General features: G+C 65.2%; 16 protein-coding genes. 9 read left to right on the forward strand and 7 right to left on the reverse strand.

Translation table 11 applies throughout. The features are described from left to right. From ADAD_RS15250 to ADAD_RS16235, 3 genes are all read left to right on the forward strand, one after another. Positions 1-231 (forward strand): hypothetical protein (locus ADAD_RS15250; protein WP_010407765.1); only part of this gene is annotated, 231 nt, incomplete at its 5' end. A 59-nt stretch (positions 232-290) separates the two neighbouring features. Then, positions 291-1,499, forward strand: a complete 1,209-nt coding sequence (locus ADAD_RS0100010) for a DUF445 domain-containing protein (RefSeq protein ID WP_033193087.1) — start codon at positions 291-293, stop codon at positions 1,497-1,499. Between the two features lie 28 nt (positions 1,500-1,527). Beyond that, a complete protein-coding gene (locus tag ADAD_RS16235; RefSeq protein ID WP_010407770.1) occupies positions 1,528-2,634 on the forward strand; it encodes a hypothetical protein in 1,107 nt (368 codons plus the stop codon). 21 nt (positions 2,635-2,655) lie between these two features. On the opposite strand, the gene ADAD_RS0100020 is transcribed toward ADAD_RS16235, so the two are convergent. Then, entirely contained in the window at positions 2,656-3,585 is a 930-nt protein-coding gene (locus ADAD_RS0100020; protein WP_010407772.1) for an electron transfer flavoprotein subunit alpha/FixB family protein, read from the reverse strand. Positions 3,586-3,624: 39 nt separating this feature from the next. Beyond that, on the reverse strand, positions 3,625-4,371 hold the full coding sequence (locus ADAD_RS0100025; RefSeq protein WP_010407775.1) for an electron transfer flavoprotein subunit beta/FixA family protein: 747 nt from the start codon (positions 4,369-4,371) through the stop codon (positions 3,625-3,627). Between the two features lie 253 nt (positions 4,372-4,624). Between ADAD_RS0100025 and ADAD_RS0100030 the strand changes: the two genes are divergently transcribed. Then, complete coding sequence (locus tag ADAD_RS0100030) at positions 4,625-5,248, forward strand: exopolysaccharide biosynthesis protein (RefSeq protein WP_010407776.1); 624 nt, start codon at positions 4,625-4,627, stop codon at positions 5,246-5,248. Positions 5,249-5,281: 33 nt separating this feature from the next. Here the strand turns inward: ADAD_RS0100030 and sucC are convergent, their stop codons facing one another. Further along, positions 5,282-6,481: an ADP-forming succinate--CoA ligase subunit beta gene (sucC, locus tag ADAD_RS0100035; RefSeq protein ID WP_010407778.1), complete on the reverse strand. Its 1,200-nt coding sequence runs from the start codon at positions 6,479-6,481 to the stop codon at positions 5,282-5,284. 116 nt (positions 6,482-6,597) lie between these two features. On the opposite strand from sucC, the gene ADAD_RS0100040 reads away from it, so the two are divergent. Further along, a complete protein-coding gene (locus ADAD_RS0100040) occupies positions 6,598-7,395 on the forward strand; it encodes a 3'(2'),5'-bisphosphate nucleotidase CysQ (protein ID WP_010407780.1) in 798 nt (265 codons plus the stop codon). 88 nt (positions 7,396-7,483) lie between these two features. Here the strand turns inward: ADAD_RS0100040 and ADAD_RS0100045 are convergent, their stop codons facing one another. Continuing rightward, positions 7,484-8,176 carry an OmpA family protein gene (locus tag ADAD_RS0100045; protein ID WP_010407783.1) on the reverse strand — a complete coding sequence of 231 codons (693 nt, stop codon included), beginning with the start codon at positions 8,174-8,176 and terminating at the stop codon, positions 7,484-7,486. Between the two features lie 189 nt (positions 8,177-8,365). Here ADAD_RS0100045 and ADAD_RS0100050 point away from each other — a divergent pair, with 189 nt between their 5' ends. From ADAD_RS0100050 to ADAD_RS0100065, 4 genes are read left to right on the forward strand one after another with little or no spacing between them, the layout of a single operon-like run. Beyond that, complete coding sequence (locus tag ADAD_RS0100050) at positions 8,366-9,688, forward strand: hemolysin family protein (protein WP_010407786.1); 1,323 nt, start codon at positions 8,366-8,368, stop codon at positions 9,686-9,688. A gap of 34 nt (positions 9,689-9,722) precedes the next feature. After that, positions 9,723-10,580, forward strand: a complete 858-nt coding sequence (locus ADAD_RS0100055) for a diacylglycerol/lipid kinase family protein (protein WP_010407789.1) — start codon at positions 9,723-9,725, stop codon at positions 10,578-10,580. Between the two features lie 5 nt (positions 10,581-10,585). Then, on the forward strand, positions 10,586-11,440 hold the full coding sequence (locus ADAD_RS0100060; RefSeq protein ID WP_010407792.1) for a metallophosphoesterase family protein: 855 nt from the start codon (positions 10,586-10,588) through the stop codon (positions 11,438-11,440). A 7-nt stretch (positions 11,441-11,447) separates the two neighbouring features. Then, on the forward strand, positions 11,448-11,864 hold the full coding sequence (locus tag ADAD_RS0100065; protein ID WP_010407795.1) for a hypothetical protein: 417 nt from the start codon (positions 11,448-11,450) through the stop codon (positions 11,862-11,864). Between the two features lie 78 nt (positions 11,865-11,942). Here the strand turns inward: ADAD_RS0100065 and rpsI are convergent, their stop codons facing one another. The 3 genes from rpsI to ADAD_RS0100080 all read right to left on the reverse strand — a co-directional run bounded on the left by rpsI (position 11,943) and on the right by ADAD_RS0100080 (position 13,857). Beyond that, positions 11,943-12,503 carry a 30S ribosomal protein S9 gene (rpsI, locus tag ADAD_RS0100070; RefSeq protein ID WP_010407797.1) on the reverse strand — a complete coding sequence of 187 codons (561 nt, stop codon included), beginning with the start codon at positions 12,501-12,503 and terminating at the stop codon, positions 11,943-11,945. Next, complete coding sequence (gene rplM, locus ADAD_RS0100075; protein ID WP_010407800.1) at positions 12,503-12,982, reverse strand: 50S ribosomal protein L13; 480 nt, start codon at positions 12,980-12,982, stop codon at positions 12,503-12,505. The genes rpsI and rplM overlap by 1 nt, the downstream gene beginning before the upstream one ends. 170 nt (positions 12,983-13,152) lie before the next feature. Then, positions 13,153-13,857, reverse strand: a complete 705-nt coding sequence (locus tag ADAD_RS0100080) for a hypothetical protein (RefSeq protein ID WP_139020280.1) — start codon at positions 13,855-13,857, stop codon at positions 13,153-13,155. Positions 13,858-13,874: the final 17 nt, after the last annotated feature.

Genomic DNA, 13,874 nt, shown 5'->3' on the forward strand with positions numbered 1-13,874 from the left:
GGATCGGGCGATGGCGCCTGGCGCGCGCCGATGGGCACGATGGTGATTGGCGGGCTGGTCGTATCCACCCTGCTGACGCTGCTGATCGTGCCTGCGGGCTTCAGCCTGGCGGACGGGTTCGAGAAGCGCGTCGGCCCGTGGCTGCGCACGCGCCTGCTCAGCTATCAGCCGGGCGACGACGTGAACCCTCAGGCGCGCGGTGACGAGGCCGACCCCGCACCCGCCGAGTGACCCTGCCACCCGCCCAGACCTTCGCCAGCATCCAGACCACGCCCGATCGCGCGCGCGCCATGCGCCGGGCCGCGACGGCAATGCTGGTGCTGATGGCGAGCGTCTTTGCGATCAGCCATACGCTGATCGATGCGCATCCGGCGTGGGGTTACGTCAACGCCTTTGCTGAGGCGGCGATGGTCGGCGGGCTGGCGGACTGGTTCGCGGTGACGGCCCTCTTCCGCCATCCGCTGGGCCTGCCGATCCCGCACACCGCGATCATCCCGAAGAAGAAAGACCGGATCGCCGACACCATGGCGCAGTTTCTGCGCGACAATTTCCTCACCCCTTCAGTGGTCGCGCGCCGGATGCGGCGGATGAACGTGGCGGGCTCCGCAGGCGAATTCCTTGCCCAGCGCGAAGGGGGGGAGCGTTCGCGGCTGATGGGCGGCGGGGCAGAACTGATCGCCGAAGTGCTCGAATCGCTCGATCCGGAAAGGCTTGGCCTGCGGGTGCGCGCGGGGCTCGCAAGCCAGCTCGCCAAGGTGGAGCTGGCCCCGCTGCTGGGCGGATTGCTCGAGAACCTGATCGCCGATGGTCGCCACCGGCCGCTGCTCGACGGGCTTATCCGCTGGGCCGGGCTGACGCTGGAGGACAACGAGGAGGCTGTGCGTGAGATCATCCGCAGCCGCGCCAATTCGGTGCTGCGCTGGACGGGGCTCGATTCGCGCATCTCCAGCTCGGTGCTGGACGGTGTGTATCGCCTGCTGGCCGAGGTTCTGGTCGATCCCGATCACCCGATGCGCGGCAAGATCGACACCGCGCTGGTCAAGCTGGCCGTCCAGCTCAAGACCGACCCGGAGATGCGGGCCAAGGTCGAGGCGGTGAAGATGGACCTGCTGGAGAACCCGGCGCTCGCCGACTGGTGGATGGGCGTTTGGGAGCGGATTCGCCGCTCGCTGATCGCACGCGCACGCGACCCCGACAGCGAGCTGGGCGAGGAGCTGCGCGGTGCCCTGCGCGAAGTGGGCAAGGCACTGCAGGACGATCCGCGCCTGCAACGCCAGATCAACCGCTTCGCGCGACGCACTGCGGTGGGGCTCACCTCACGCTATGGCGCCCAGATCGTGGCGCTGGTGTCCGAAACCGTGAAGCGGTGGGACGCTGGCACGGTGACCGACCGGATCGAGAGCGCGGTGGGCCGCGATCTGCAATTCATCCGTATCAACGGCACGCTGGTTGGCGGGCTGGTCGGGATTACACTGCACGCGATTACACAGGTGGTCTGAGGGTTTCGAAAAGCGAGGGAACTGCGGAATGGCAGCAGGCAATCTGTACGCAATCAATGCCGCCGGGGAGCTGGTCGAGATGAAACCCTCCGCGCCACAGGATGAAGACCAGATGCAGCAGTTGATCGCGCGTCATCCGGCTGTGATTGGCGATGACGATGGCGAACTCCTCCTGGTGCAACGAGAGCAGTCCATCGCGGATGGGGAATCGACGGGGCGGTGGTCGCTCGATCACCTTTACGTGACGAGCGCGGGAGTCCCGGTCCTCGTAGAGGTCAAGCGGGCCGTCGATACGAGGCTGCGGCGCGAGGTGGTAGGCCAGATGCTGGATTATGCCGCGAACGGCACGGCCTACTGGGAAGCTGGAACCATTGCGGGCAGTTTTTACGAGACGGCTTCGGAACATTCGCTCGATCCGGATGAGGTGCTGTCGCGCTTCCTTGGAGACGACCGGGATCCCTCCGAGTTCTGGGATCAGGTCGATGCCAACTTCGCAGCCGGGCGGGTGAAGCTTGTGTTCGTTGCGGATCGTATTCCAAGCGAACTGGCGCGCATCGTGGAGTTTCTCGACGAGCAGATGCGCGCCGACGTGCGGGCGGTCGAACTGCGCTGGTTCGAAGGTGCTGACGGCACGATGGCCCTCAATCCGCGCATTATAGGTGTATCCGAGAGGGCGCGGCTTGCGAAGCGGTCGGGCCAGTCCAAAACGCCCCTTACGATCTCAGAATGGATCGAAAGAACACCATTGAGCGACGAGGCGCGGCTCGCCGCACCCAAATTCATCGATCTCATCGAGAATGCAGGTGGGACCGTCACCGTCACCAAGGCGCAGGCAGCGCTGGTTGCGATCGTGAGCCGGGCGGAACCGGTCTATCCGCTGTCTTTCAGAAAGGATCGATCCGGATCGATACAGGTCCACTTGGAGCGGCTGGCCCGGACGAAGGCCTACGCGGACGAATCAGCGCGGCAGACCCTGTACGCCGATCTGACCGCAATCGTCGGCCCTCTCTTTTCCGAAAACATAGAGGGTCATCCAGGCTTTCCTGCCGAAAAACTCAACGACAGCGAAGCTCTTGCGGCCCTCTCATCCTTGATCGACGCGCTTTTCAGGAAGCTTGGGAGCGCCTCTGGCTGAAGCGCTCCCGCTTATCTTGGGTTAAAGCTTCTCGGTCAGCTCGGGCACGGCCTTGAACAGGTCCGCGACCAGGCCGATGTCCGCGACCTGGAAGATCGGGGCGTCCTCGTCCTTGTTGATCGCCACGATGACCTTGGAATCCTTCATCCCCGCAAGGTGCTGGATAGCGCCCGAGATGCCGATGGCGAAATAGGCTTCCGGGGCCACGATCTTACCGGTCTGGCCGACCTGGTAGTCGTTGGGCACGTAGCCTGCGTCCACCGCAGCGCGGCTCGCGCCGATGGCGGCACCCAGCTTGTCGGCCAGGGGCGTGATGTATTCCTCGAACGTCTCGGCATCCTTGAGCGCGCGGCCGCCCGATACGACGACGCTTGCGCTGGTCAGTTCGGGGCGGTCGCTCTTGGCGAGTTCGCGGCTCACGAATTCGGAGGTGTCGGCGGTTGCCGCTGCATCGACCGATTCCACCGTGCCGCTGCCGCCTTCGGGCTCGGCCTTGTCGAAGGCCGTACCGCGGACGGTCAGCACGAGCTTGTCGTCGGTGCTTTCGACCGTGGCGATCGCGTTGCCGGCGTAGATCGGCCGGGTGAAGGTCTTGTCGCCTTCGACCGACAGGATGTCCGAAACCTGCATCACATCGAGCAGCGCGGCGACGCGCGGGGCGATGTTCTTGCCGGTGGTGGTGGCGGGCGCCACGAAGGCGTCGTGGCCGTCCATCAGCTTGACCACCAGCGGCGCGATGTTTTCAGCCAGCATATCCTTGTAGGCCGCGTCGTCGGCGCAATAGACCGTGCCGACGCCGGCGATCTTGGCGGCGGCATCGGCCACGCCCTTGCAGTCCGCACCCGCGACCAGCAGGTCGACATCGCCGAGCTTCGATGCGGCGGTCACCGTGGCGAGTGTGGCATCGGCCACCTCGCTGTTGTCGTGTTCTACCAGAACCAGAGTCTTCATGTTCTTACCTCGAAATCTATAACCGGGCTCAGGCGCCAATCAGGCGATGCCGAGCGCCTTGATCTTCGCGACCAGCGCATCGACATCCTCGACCTTTTCGCCGGCCTGGCGAACGGGTGGTTCGGCGACCTTGTGGGTCTTGAGGCGCGGCGCGGTGTCGACCCCGAAATCGCCCGGCGTCTTCGTGTCGAGCGGCTTCTTCTTGGCCTTCATGATGTTGGGCAGCGAAGCGTAGCGCGGCTCGTTCAGGCGCAGGTCGGTGGTGACGATGGCGGGCAGCGTCAGCTTGACCGTTTCCAGACCGCCGTCGATTTCGCGCTTCACGGTCACGCTATCGCCTTCCAGCGTGATCGTGTTGGCAAAGGTGCCCTGCGGGCGGTCGAGCAGCGCGGCGAGCATCTGGCCGGTCTGGTTCGAATCGTCGGAGATCGACTGCTTGCCCAGCAGCACGAGGCCGGGCTGTTCTTCCTCGACGATGGCCTTGAGGATCTTGGCAACCGCGAGCGGCTCCAGATCTTCGTCCGTTTCGACCAGGATTGCACGGTCCGCACCCATGGCGAGCGCGGTGCGCAGCGTTTCCTGCGCCTTTGCCGGGCCGATCGAGACGGCGACGATTTCTTCGGCGTTGCCCGCTTCCTTGATCCGGATCGCTTCTTCGACCGCGATCTCGTCGAACGGGTTCATGCTCATCTTGACGTTGGCGAGGTCGACGCCGGAGCCGTCCGCCTTGACGCGTGGCTTCACGTTGTAGTCGATCACCCGCTTGACGGGCACGAGTATCTTCATTTCATATCCTTTCGTCTGGCAGCCCGGCGATTGCCGACCGGACCGCAGAATGTCCCGACTTTCAAATGGCCGGGGCCGGTGTTGCGTTCCGGATACTGTGCCGTCAAGGGCGTGCGCGCAGCTTCGCCAAGGCGTAGCGTAAGCGAGCAGATCCTGAACTTCGTGAGATCGCGCAAGGGCCGCCGCGAATCACCTTGGAGGGTTTGCGGGCGGCACGGCCGGAACCAACGGCGGTCAGGAATCTTCCACCTTCATGGCCGATACGCCGAAAAACGTCTGTGGGATCATCGATCGGCTGACCGAGATCGGCGACAAGAACGACAAGGTCTCCATCGGGGATATCGTCGGCGCGTTCGGCAGCCGCTCCTACGGGCCCGTGTTCCTGGTGCCCGCGCTGATCGGCGTATCGCCGGTGGGCGGAATTCCCGGCGTCCCGACCTTCCTCGCGGCAACACTCCTGCTGATCGCGGTGCAGCTGGTCTTCGGAAAGGACCACCTGTGGCTACCCGGCGTCCTCAAGAACCGATCGGTGGAGGGCGAAAAGCTCGCCAATGCGGCGGAGGACATGGAAGGTGTGGCCAGGAGGATGGACAAGATCTTCCACGGGCGGCTGGAGATGTTCACCGGGCCTACCGCCGCGCGCGTCGCGGCAGGCGTCATCGCGCTGCTATGCCTCGCGGTTCCACCGCTCGAACTGCTGCCCTTTGCGGTCGCCCTGCCGATGGCGGTGATCGCGGCGTTCGGCATCGCGCTGATCGTGCGCGACGGCCTGCTGATGCTGGTCGCGTTTCTCGGCAGCGGCGCGGCGTTCTACGTGCTCGTCACGCAGGTTCTGCTGGGTAGCAGCGGTTCGGGCGGCAGCGGCGGAATGTTCTGACGAACGCCACCGCTGCCGCCGGGAACCACGGGCCTACTTCGCCTTGTTGACCTCGGCCACGATCTTGCGGGCCGCATCGCCCAGATCGTCCGCCGGGACAATTGCGAGGCCGGAATTGGCGAGGATTTCCTTGCCCTTCTCGACATTGGTGCCTTCGAGGCGGACCACCAGCGGAACCTGGATGTTCACTTCCTTGGCCGCCGCGACGATGCCTTCGGCGATCACGTCGCACTTCATGATCCCGCCGAAAATGTTGACGAGGATGCCTTCGACCGCCGGGTCCTTGAGGATCAGCTTGAAGGCGGCCGTCACCTTCTCCTTGTTGGCGCCGCCGCCCACGTCGAGGAAGTTGGCCGGGAATGCGCCGTTGAGCTTGATGATGTCCATCGTGGCCATCGCCAGGCCGGCGCCGTTGACCATGCAGCCGATGTTCCCGTCGAGCTTGATGTAGGCGAGGTCGTATTCGCTCGCTTCAACCTCGGCTTCGTCTTCCTCGGTCACATCGCGCAGCGCCTCGACATCCTTGTGGCGATACATCGCGTTCGAATCGAAGCTCATCTTGGTGTCGAGCACCAGCAGATTGCCGTCTTCGGTCTCCACCAGCGGATTGATCTCCAGCATCGCGCAGTCGTAGGCGATGAAGGCTTCGTAGAGCTGCTTGGCCAGCTTCTGCGCCTGCTTGTTGAGATCGCCTTCCAGCTTGAGCGCGAAAGCCACTTCACGGCCGTGGTGCGGCATGAAGCCCTGCGCCGGGTCGATGGTGATGGTGGTGATCCGCTCGGGCGTCTCGTGCGCGACGGTTTCGATGTCCATGCCGCCTTCGGTCGAGGCGACCATGGCGACCTGTCCGCTCGCCCGGTCGACGAGCAGCGCGAGGTAGTATTCCTTGGCAATGTCCACCCCGTCGGTGACGTAGAGGCGGTTCACTTCCTTGCCCGCATCGCCCGTCTGCACGGTGACGAGCGTGTTGCCGAGCATTTCGCGCGCGCTCGATTCGACTTCCTCGATCGACTTGGCGAGGCGCACGCCGCCGCCTGCATCGGGGCCCAGTTCCTTGAACTTGCCCTTGCCGCGTCCACCGGCGTGGATCTGCGCCTTCACGACGTAAAGCGGGCCGGGCAGCTCCTTCGCGCCGGCAACGGCTTCCTCCACGCTCATCGCCGGAATGCCCTTGGGGATGGCGATCCCGTGCTGGCTGAGAAGATCCTTGGCCTGATACTCGTGAATGTTCATGGGGGCGGTCCGTCCTTACGTCGGCTGAGGCTGAAGCGGGTGTTCGGCACGCGCATAAGCATGGATGTGGCCGCTTGAAAAGGGCGTGCGGCCCACGCACATCACGCCGTGTCGTCATGATAGACTATTCACGCCTCGATGCGATTGTCCGCGAAGCGGGGCTGATCGCCATGAACCGCTGGCCGGTGGCCGGTAAAAGCGTGAAAAGCTGGGACAAGGGCGACAATGATCCGGTCTGCGAGGGCGACCTCGAAGTCGATGCCTTCCTGCGGCGCGAACTGACGGCCCTGTTGCCGAGCGCGGGCTGGCTTTCCGAAGAAAGCGTGGACGAGGCCGCGCGCCTGACGGATCGGCTGGTATGGGTGGTCGATCCGATCGACGGCACGCGCGATTATCTTCGCGGGCGGACCGGTTGGGCGGTGTCGGTCGCGCTGGTCAGTTCGGGTCGCTCCCTGATCGCCTGCCTCGAGGCCCCGGCGCGCAAGGAAAGCTGGCAGGCCACCGCCGGTCGCGGAGCCACGCTCAATGGCGAGCGTCTGGTCGCCTCGACGCGCACAGAGCTGCCCGGCGCACGGATTCCGGCGGCCGACCTTGCCAAAGCGGACCGGCAGCTGGTGCCGGTGGAGCAGCCCAACGGCATCGCCCTGCGCGCGGCCATGGTTGCATCGGGGCAGGCGGACCTGCTGGCGACCATGCGCTGGGGTTACGAGTGGGACATCGCCGCCGCGACGCTGATCGCGCGCGAGGCCGGCGCCGCGGTGAGCGATATTTTCGGCCAGCCGCTGGGCTACAACAAGCGCGATCCGCGCAGTTTCGGCCTGCTGGTCTGCGCGCCGGACATCCAGCAGGCGGCTATCGAGCATTTCGGACCGCGTGCGCGCGATCGGCTGGGCAGCGCAAAAGGCCCGGCCTGACGCGCTTATATTTTGCCGCCCGAATAGAAAGAGGGGGCCGACGCACGCGGCGCCGGCCCCCGGTCGGATTGGTCGCTGACGGTCCGGCTTAGCGGCGCGCGGCGTTCACCTGTTCCTGGCTGATCGGAACGATCTTGATTTCCACGCGGCGGTTGAGCGGCTCGTTCACGCCGTCACCGGTCTGCACGCGCAGATACTGCGGGTCCTCGCCATAGCCGCGCGTGGCGATGCGCGAACGCGAAACGCCGCGCGACACCAGGTAGTCGGCCACGGCCTGCGCCCGGCGTTCCGAGAGCTGCTGGTTGTAGCCCGGGCTGCCGGTCGTGTCGGTGAAGCCATACACGTCGATCAGGCTGTTGGGATATTCGATCAGGCTGTTGGCCACCGTGTTCAGCGTGTTGCGGAAGTTGGTGTTGATCGTGGCCGAATTGGTGGCGAAGGTCACGCCGTCCGGAAGACGCACGAGAATCGCTTCCTGATCGCCGATTTCCTCGACATCCACGCCGCTGCCCGCGGTCTGTTCGTCGAGTTCGCGAATCTGGTCGTCGAACTGGTCGCCGATCACCGCGCCTGCGGTACCGCCGATGCCTGCGCCGATGATGCGCGCGGCATCGCCGCCGATCACGCCGCCCAGAAGATAGCCGAGCGTACCGCCAAGGGCGGCGCCAACGGCCGTGCGGGAGAAGGTCTGCTCGCCGGTATTCGGGTCGGTCACGCAAGCGGAGGTGCTCATCAGGGCCGCTGCGGCCACCGAGGAGAGCACGATACGGGAGGTTTTCATATTTTCTGTCCCTCTAGTGTTTTTATGCGCGAATGGGTCGCGCACGTTTGGGGGCTCGCGTTCCACCCACGCTCGCCGCCTCCGTAACGTAGCCCCTGCCTCGCCGGTTCCCGTGGACCGCCGGCAAGAACGCTGCAGGTGGGATGATGGCTGGCGCGGCGCCGCATTTGTGCTAGCGCGAACAATGTTGTGACACCTTTCCCCTGGACAGACCTGCTCGTCATCGCGGCGCTGATCGTGCTCAACGGCGTATTTGCGATGTCCGAACTCGCCATCGTTTCCGCCAAGACCACGCGCTTGCAGGCCAGGGCAGACGCTGGCAGCAGCGCGGCCGCAGTTGCAATGGATCTCGCTTCCAATCCCGGCAAGTTCCTTTCCACGGTGCAGATCGGGATCACGCTGATCGCGATTCTCACCGGGGCCTTTTCAGGCGCGAGCCTTGAGGCGCCGGTGGGCGAAAGGCTGGCCGCGCTGGGTATTCCGGCGGATATCTCGCGCGAAGTTGCCTTTATCGTGGTGATCAGCCTGACCACCTATTTCAGCGTGGTTGTGGGCGAACTGGTGCCCAAGCAGCTTGCCCTGCGCGCCGCCGTGCCGGTTTCGATGATAATGGCGCGTCCGATGAAACTGCTCGCGATGCTGGGCGCGCCGATCGTCTGGCTGCTCGACACGTCCTCGGCCACGATCGTTCGCCTGTTCGGCGTGCGACCCGGCGGGCAGAACAGCGTGACGGCCGAAGAACTGCAGATGCTGTTCGCCGAAGCGACCCGGACCGGTGTGCTCGAAGCCGAACAGAGCGCGATTCTGAAAGGCGTGGTCCGGCTGGCCGACCGTCCGGTGCGGGAGGTGATGACGCCGCGCACCGAACTCGACTGGATCGATGCCAGCGCCGATCGCGCAGAGATCGAGCAGACCATCGCGGAGAGCCCGCACTCGCTGCTGCCGGTCGCCGATGGATCGCCCGACAAGGTCGTGGGCGTTGTGAAGGTGCGTGAAGTGCTCGCCGCGATGGTCTCGGGCCAGTCCTTCAAACTCACCGATCTTGCGAAGCGGGTGGAAGTGGTGCCCGACCAGCTCGATGCGATGGACGCGCTGCGTGTATTGCAGCAGGCCGATGTGGCGATGGCGATGGTGCATGACGAATACGGCCATCTGGACGGCATCGTCACCCCGATCGACCTGCTGACCGCCATCGTGGGCCAGTTCGAGAGCGACAAGGATCAGGGCGACATACCCGAGGTGATCGAGAGGGCCGACGGTTCGCTGCTGATATCGGGCGCGCTCCCCGCCGAAACGCTCGGCGACCGGTTGAACCTGGATTATGGCGAGGATCGAGAGTTCGCCACCGCTGCAGGCTTCGCGCTGTCGGTGCTCAAGCGTCTGCCCGAGGAAGGCGAGGTTTTCACCCACCAGGGCTGGCGATTCGAGGTCGTCGATATGGATGGCCGCAAGATCGACAAGCTGCTGGTGGAAGAGATCGCACCCGCTGCCACGTCTCCGCAGGCAGGCTGACGGAACCACGCCGCGCGCGCGCGCTTTCCTAAGCATGGCGAAACAACGCGATATCTGGCTGGTCGCTAACGAAGGCAGCGGCTCCGTGCGCGAGGAGCTGCTCGAGGCGCTGCACGATACCTGCGCAAGCTCGGACCTGTGCATTGCTCACCGCGCGGATTTCCCCGGCGATCCGATCCCTACCGCGCAAGAACTGGATCGCGCAGGCGTCGATACGCTCGTCACGCTGGGCGGGGACGGCACGATCAACGCGGTCGTTTCAGCGCTGGCCGGCTGGGGCGGCGCGATCCTGCCGCTGCCCGGCGGCACGCAGAACCTCCTGACGCACCGCTTGCATGGCGAAGCCCGGGTCGAGGATGTGATCAAGGCCTTTGCCGGTGGCAAGGCGAACAAGGTCCGCCCCAAGATCATCCGCTCCTCGCAGGGCATCGCGCTCGCCGGGCTGATGGTGGGCCCCGGCACCAGCTGGAACGACGTGCGCGAGGCGATGCGCGCAGGCGATCCGGCGCAGATGCTTCGCGCCACGGGCGCCGCGATCGAGGGTACCACGGGGCGCCCTCCGGTGCGCATTGCTGTGCCTCCCGAAGGTCAGAGAGAGGGCTATCCGATCATCGAGCTGGTGCCCCATGCGAAGGGCATGGACGCCGCCGCCTATCACGCGCGCACCGGGGCCGACTTCGTCGCGCAGACCTGGGCGCTCATGCGGCAGGAATTCCGCGAAGGCCCGCATGATACGCTGGGCCCGTTCGACCGGCTGGAAATGGAAAGCACCGGGGGTGAACCGCTTGACCTGCTGCTCGACGGAGAGCCGGCCGATGCAACCCCGCGCGAGACCTTCAGCCTCGAACAATGCCCGGTCGATCTGATTGCCACCATGCCGGGAGGGGGCTGACGCCGATGGCCAAGACTCTGCTTTTCCACGTCAGCGACATTCACTTCGGGCTCGAGAATAACGAGGCGCTCGACTGGTTTTCGGCCGAGGTCACGCGCCTCCGGCCTGCCGCGATAGCCATTACCGGCGACCTGACGATGCGCGCACGGCATCACGAATTCCGGGCCGCGGAGGAGTGGATCGGTACGCTCGATGCGCCGGTCACGCTCGATGTCGGCAATCACGACATGCCCTATTTCAATCTGATCGAGCGTTTCTTCGATCCCTACAAGCGGTTCGGGCGGATGCGCGATGTGGTCGAGCGCGAGATCGACCTGCCCGGCATCGCGCTGGTCCCGCTGAAGACGGCGGTGCGCATGCAGCCCCGCTTCAACTGGTCGAAGGGCTGGGTCACGGGGCGAGCGCTGGAGAAGTGTCTTGCCCGGATCGATGCGTTGCCGCCGGGAACACGGGCACTGGTGACGGTCCACCATCCGCTGCGCGAAGTCGGCACGCAGGGCACGGCGCTGACCCGGGGCGGCTCGAAGGCGCTGGCCGAGCTGGCGAAGCGCAATGTAATCGGCGTGCTGTCGGGCCACGTGCACGATGCGTTCGACATCATGGAGGACACGCCGCACGGCCCGGTGCGGATGATCGGGGCCGGCACGCTGTCACAGCGGCTTCGTTCGACCCCGCCGAGTTTCAACGAACTGCACTGGGATGGCGAGAATTTGCGGGTGGATATCCGCACCCTCGAAGATGTGGACGACGAGGCGATGAAGATCGACGACGTTCCCGAAGACGCGCAACCGCCACGCCATGAGGGCGAGCCGGTGGCGCCCGTTGGCGCGGTCCCGCGAACCGATCCGCCGGTGAACTAGGCGCCAGATGGCCAACCAGGGGCAGCTGACAGGGAATGCCGGCCTGAACTACGTTCTCTGGCAGCTCTCGCGCAGAGGCTGGCATGCCATGCCGACCATCCGCAACGCGCGCGGGTCTGATATCCTGGCGACTGATGCCGCCGAAAGCGTATTTCTGGGAATACAGTCAAAGGCCTTGAGCAAACGCAACCCGGTGCCCCTTGGGACCGACCTGGCGAAGCTGCGTTCCGATTGGTGGGTAATCACGATCCACGCCAATGCGGATCAGCCGATCTGCTTCATCATGACCTTGGACGAGGTGCGCGAGCTCGCGCATCGCGGAGAGAAGGACGGTCGCGTAACCTACTGGCTCCAGCCCAAAGCCTACGATCACGAAGCGTTTCGAGACGCGTGGGACCGTCTCGGCACCCCGGTTCTGAACTGACAAACAAAAAGGGCGGCGCCTTGCGGCACCGCCCCTCCTGGTGATCTTGTACGGGTATAGCCTAAGCCGTACCTGCCATCAACGCTTGGAGAACTGGAAGCTGCGGCGTGCCTTCGCGCGGCCGTACTTCTTGCGTTCCACCACGCGGCTGTCGCGGGTCAGGAACCCGGCGGACTTGATCGTGCTGCGCAGCTTGGGCTCGTACTTGCTGAGCGCCTGGCTGATGCCGTGCTTGACCGCACCGGCCTGGCCCGACAGCCCGCCGCCACGCACCGTGGCGATCACGTCGTACTGGCCCTGGCGTTCGGTGATCGAGAAAGGCTGGTCGATGATCAGACGCAGCGTCGGACGCGCGAAGTATACGTCCTGATCCTTGCCGTTGATCGTGACCTTGCCGCTGCCCGGCTTGAGCCAGACGCGTGCGGTCGCATCCTTGCGGCGGCCGGTGGCGTAGGCGCGGCCATGCTGGTCCAGCTCCTGCTCGCGCAGCGGGGCGGTGCTTTCCGCAACCACGGCAGCGTCGGCGGCCGGTGCATCGCTTGCGATGTCGCCCAGATCGGCGAGGTCGCGGATGCTGGCAGTCTTGGGTTCGGATTCCGAACCCGCCTGCGACTCGTTCTGGTTCTTGTCGTCGGCCATTAGCTGAGAGCCTTGTTCTTGCGGTTCATGGAAGCAACGTCGAGCACCTCGGGCTTCTGCCCGTCATGCGGATGCTCGGTACCGGCATAGAGGTGCAGCGCCTTCATCTGCTGGCGGCCAAGCGGCCCGCGCGGAACCATGCGTTCCACTGCCTTTTCCAGCACGCGTTCGGGGAACTTGCCCTCGAGAATCTTCGCGGGCGTGGTTTCCTTGATGCCGCCGGCATAGCCGGTGTGCTTGTAATACTTCTTGTTGCCCATCTTGCGGCCGGTGAACTTCACCTTGTCCGCGTTGAGGACGATCACGTGATCGCCGCAATCGACATGCGGAGTATAGCTCGGCTTGTGCTTGCCGCGCAGATGGTTCGCGATGATCGCCGCCAGACGGCCCACGACGAGGCCTTCTGCGTCGATCACGTACCAGTTCTTTTCGACCTCGGCCGGCTTGATCGACCGGGTCACCTTGCTGAGAGCCTTCATGGCTTTGCTTTCCCTTTTGGGCTTTCCCTTGCGGGGCGGCCCTGTGAAATTCGGGGTATCGCCGGAGCGCTGGCCGCTGGAGTTGCGGATTCGCCTGCCCGGTCGTGGAGCGCGCTAATGCGTGCCGAAGGGCGGCAAGTCAAGCATTCATGCGGGATAGAGAAGAGGTATTATGATACCGCATCCATCAGCCGCCAGGTTTCGCCGCCCTTGCGCGAGAATTGCGGTGAGCTGGTTTCGGCCTCGCGCTGGAAGCTGCGCAGAAGGCCCGATGCCGGGTCGCTCACCGCGATTTCGCGCATGGTCACGATGCCGCTCGTGCCGTCGGGCAGGTCGATGGCCTGGCTGGCCTCGCGTTCTCTCGGCGCGGGGAAGAAGAGATCGCGCGGCAGCCTGGTCAGCCATCGCTGGCCGCTTTGAGACATGTCCGCGACGAACTGGCGGGACGCGGAAACCACCTCGCCCCCGGTCGCGCGGGACCGGGCGAAGGCCACTGCCGCAGCAAGGGCCTCCTCGGGCAGTGGCGCAGGTTCACCCGCCCCGGCGGACAGGATATGGCCCGATTCGTCGAGATGAAGCGGCAGAAAGCCCGTCTCCTCCCGGCGGGCCTCGAGATCGGCGATCGCCTTCAATGGCGGCGGCGCATCGACCTGCACGAAGGACTGCGCGCCGGAAACGCCCATTGCACCGACCTGGGAAGGGCCAATGGCGATGGCCCAGCGGCGCGTGACCCGGATCTGGTTGCCATCCGAAAGCCAGCGCACCAGCACCCGTTCCAGCGTGAAATCCCCCGCCACGGCGGCAGGCTGCGCATGGGCGACAGGCGCGAGGAGGGCGGTGGCCCCCATCCCCAGAAGCACGGCGCGTCTGTTCACGCCCGGTCCCGTGCTTC

This window comes from Citromicrobium sp. JLT1363 (genome assembly GCF_000186705.1).
GTDB lineage: Bacteria > Pseudomonadota > Alphaproteobacteria > Sphingomonadales > Sphingomonadaceae > Alteriqipengyuania.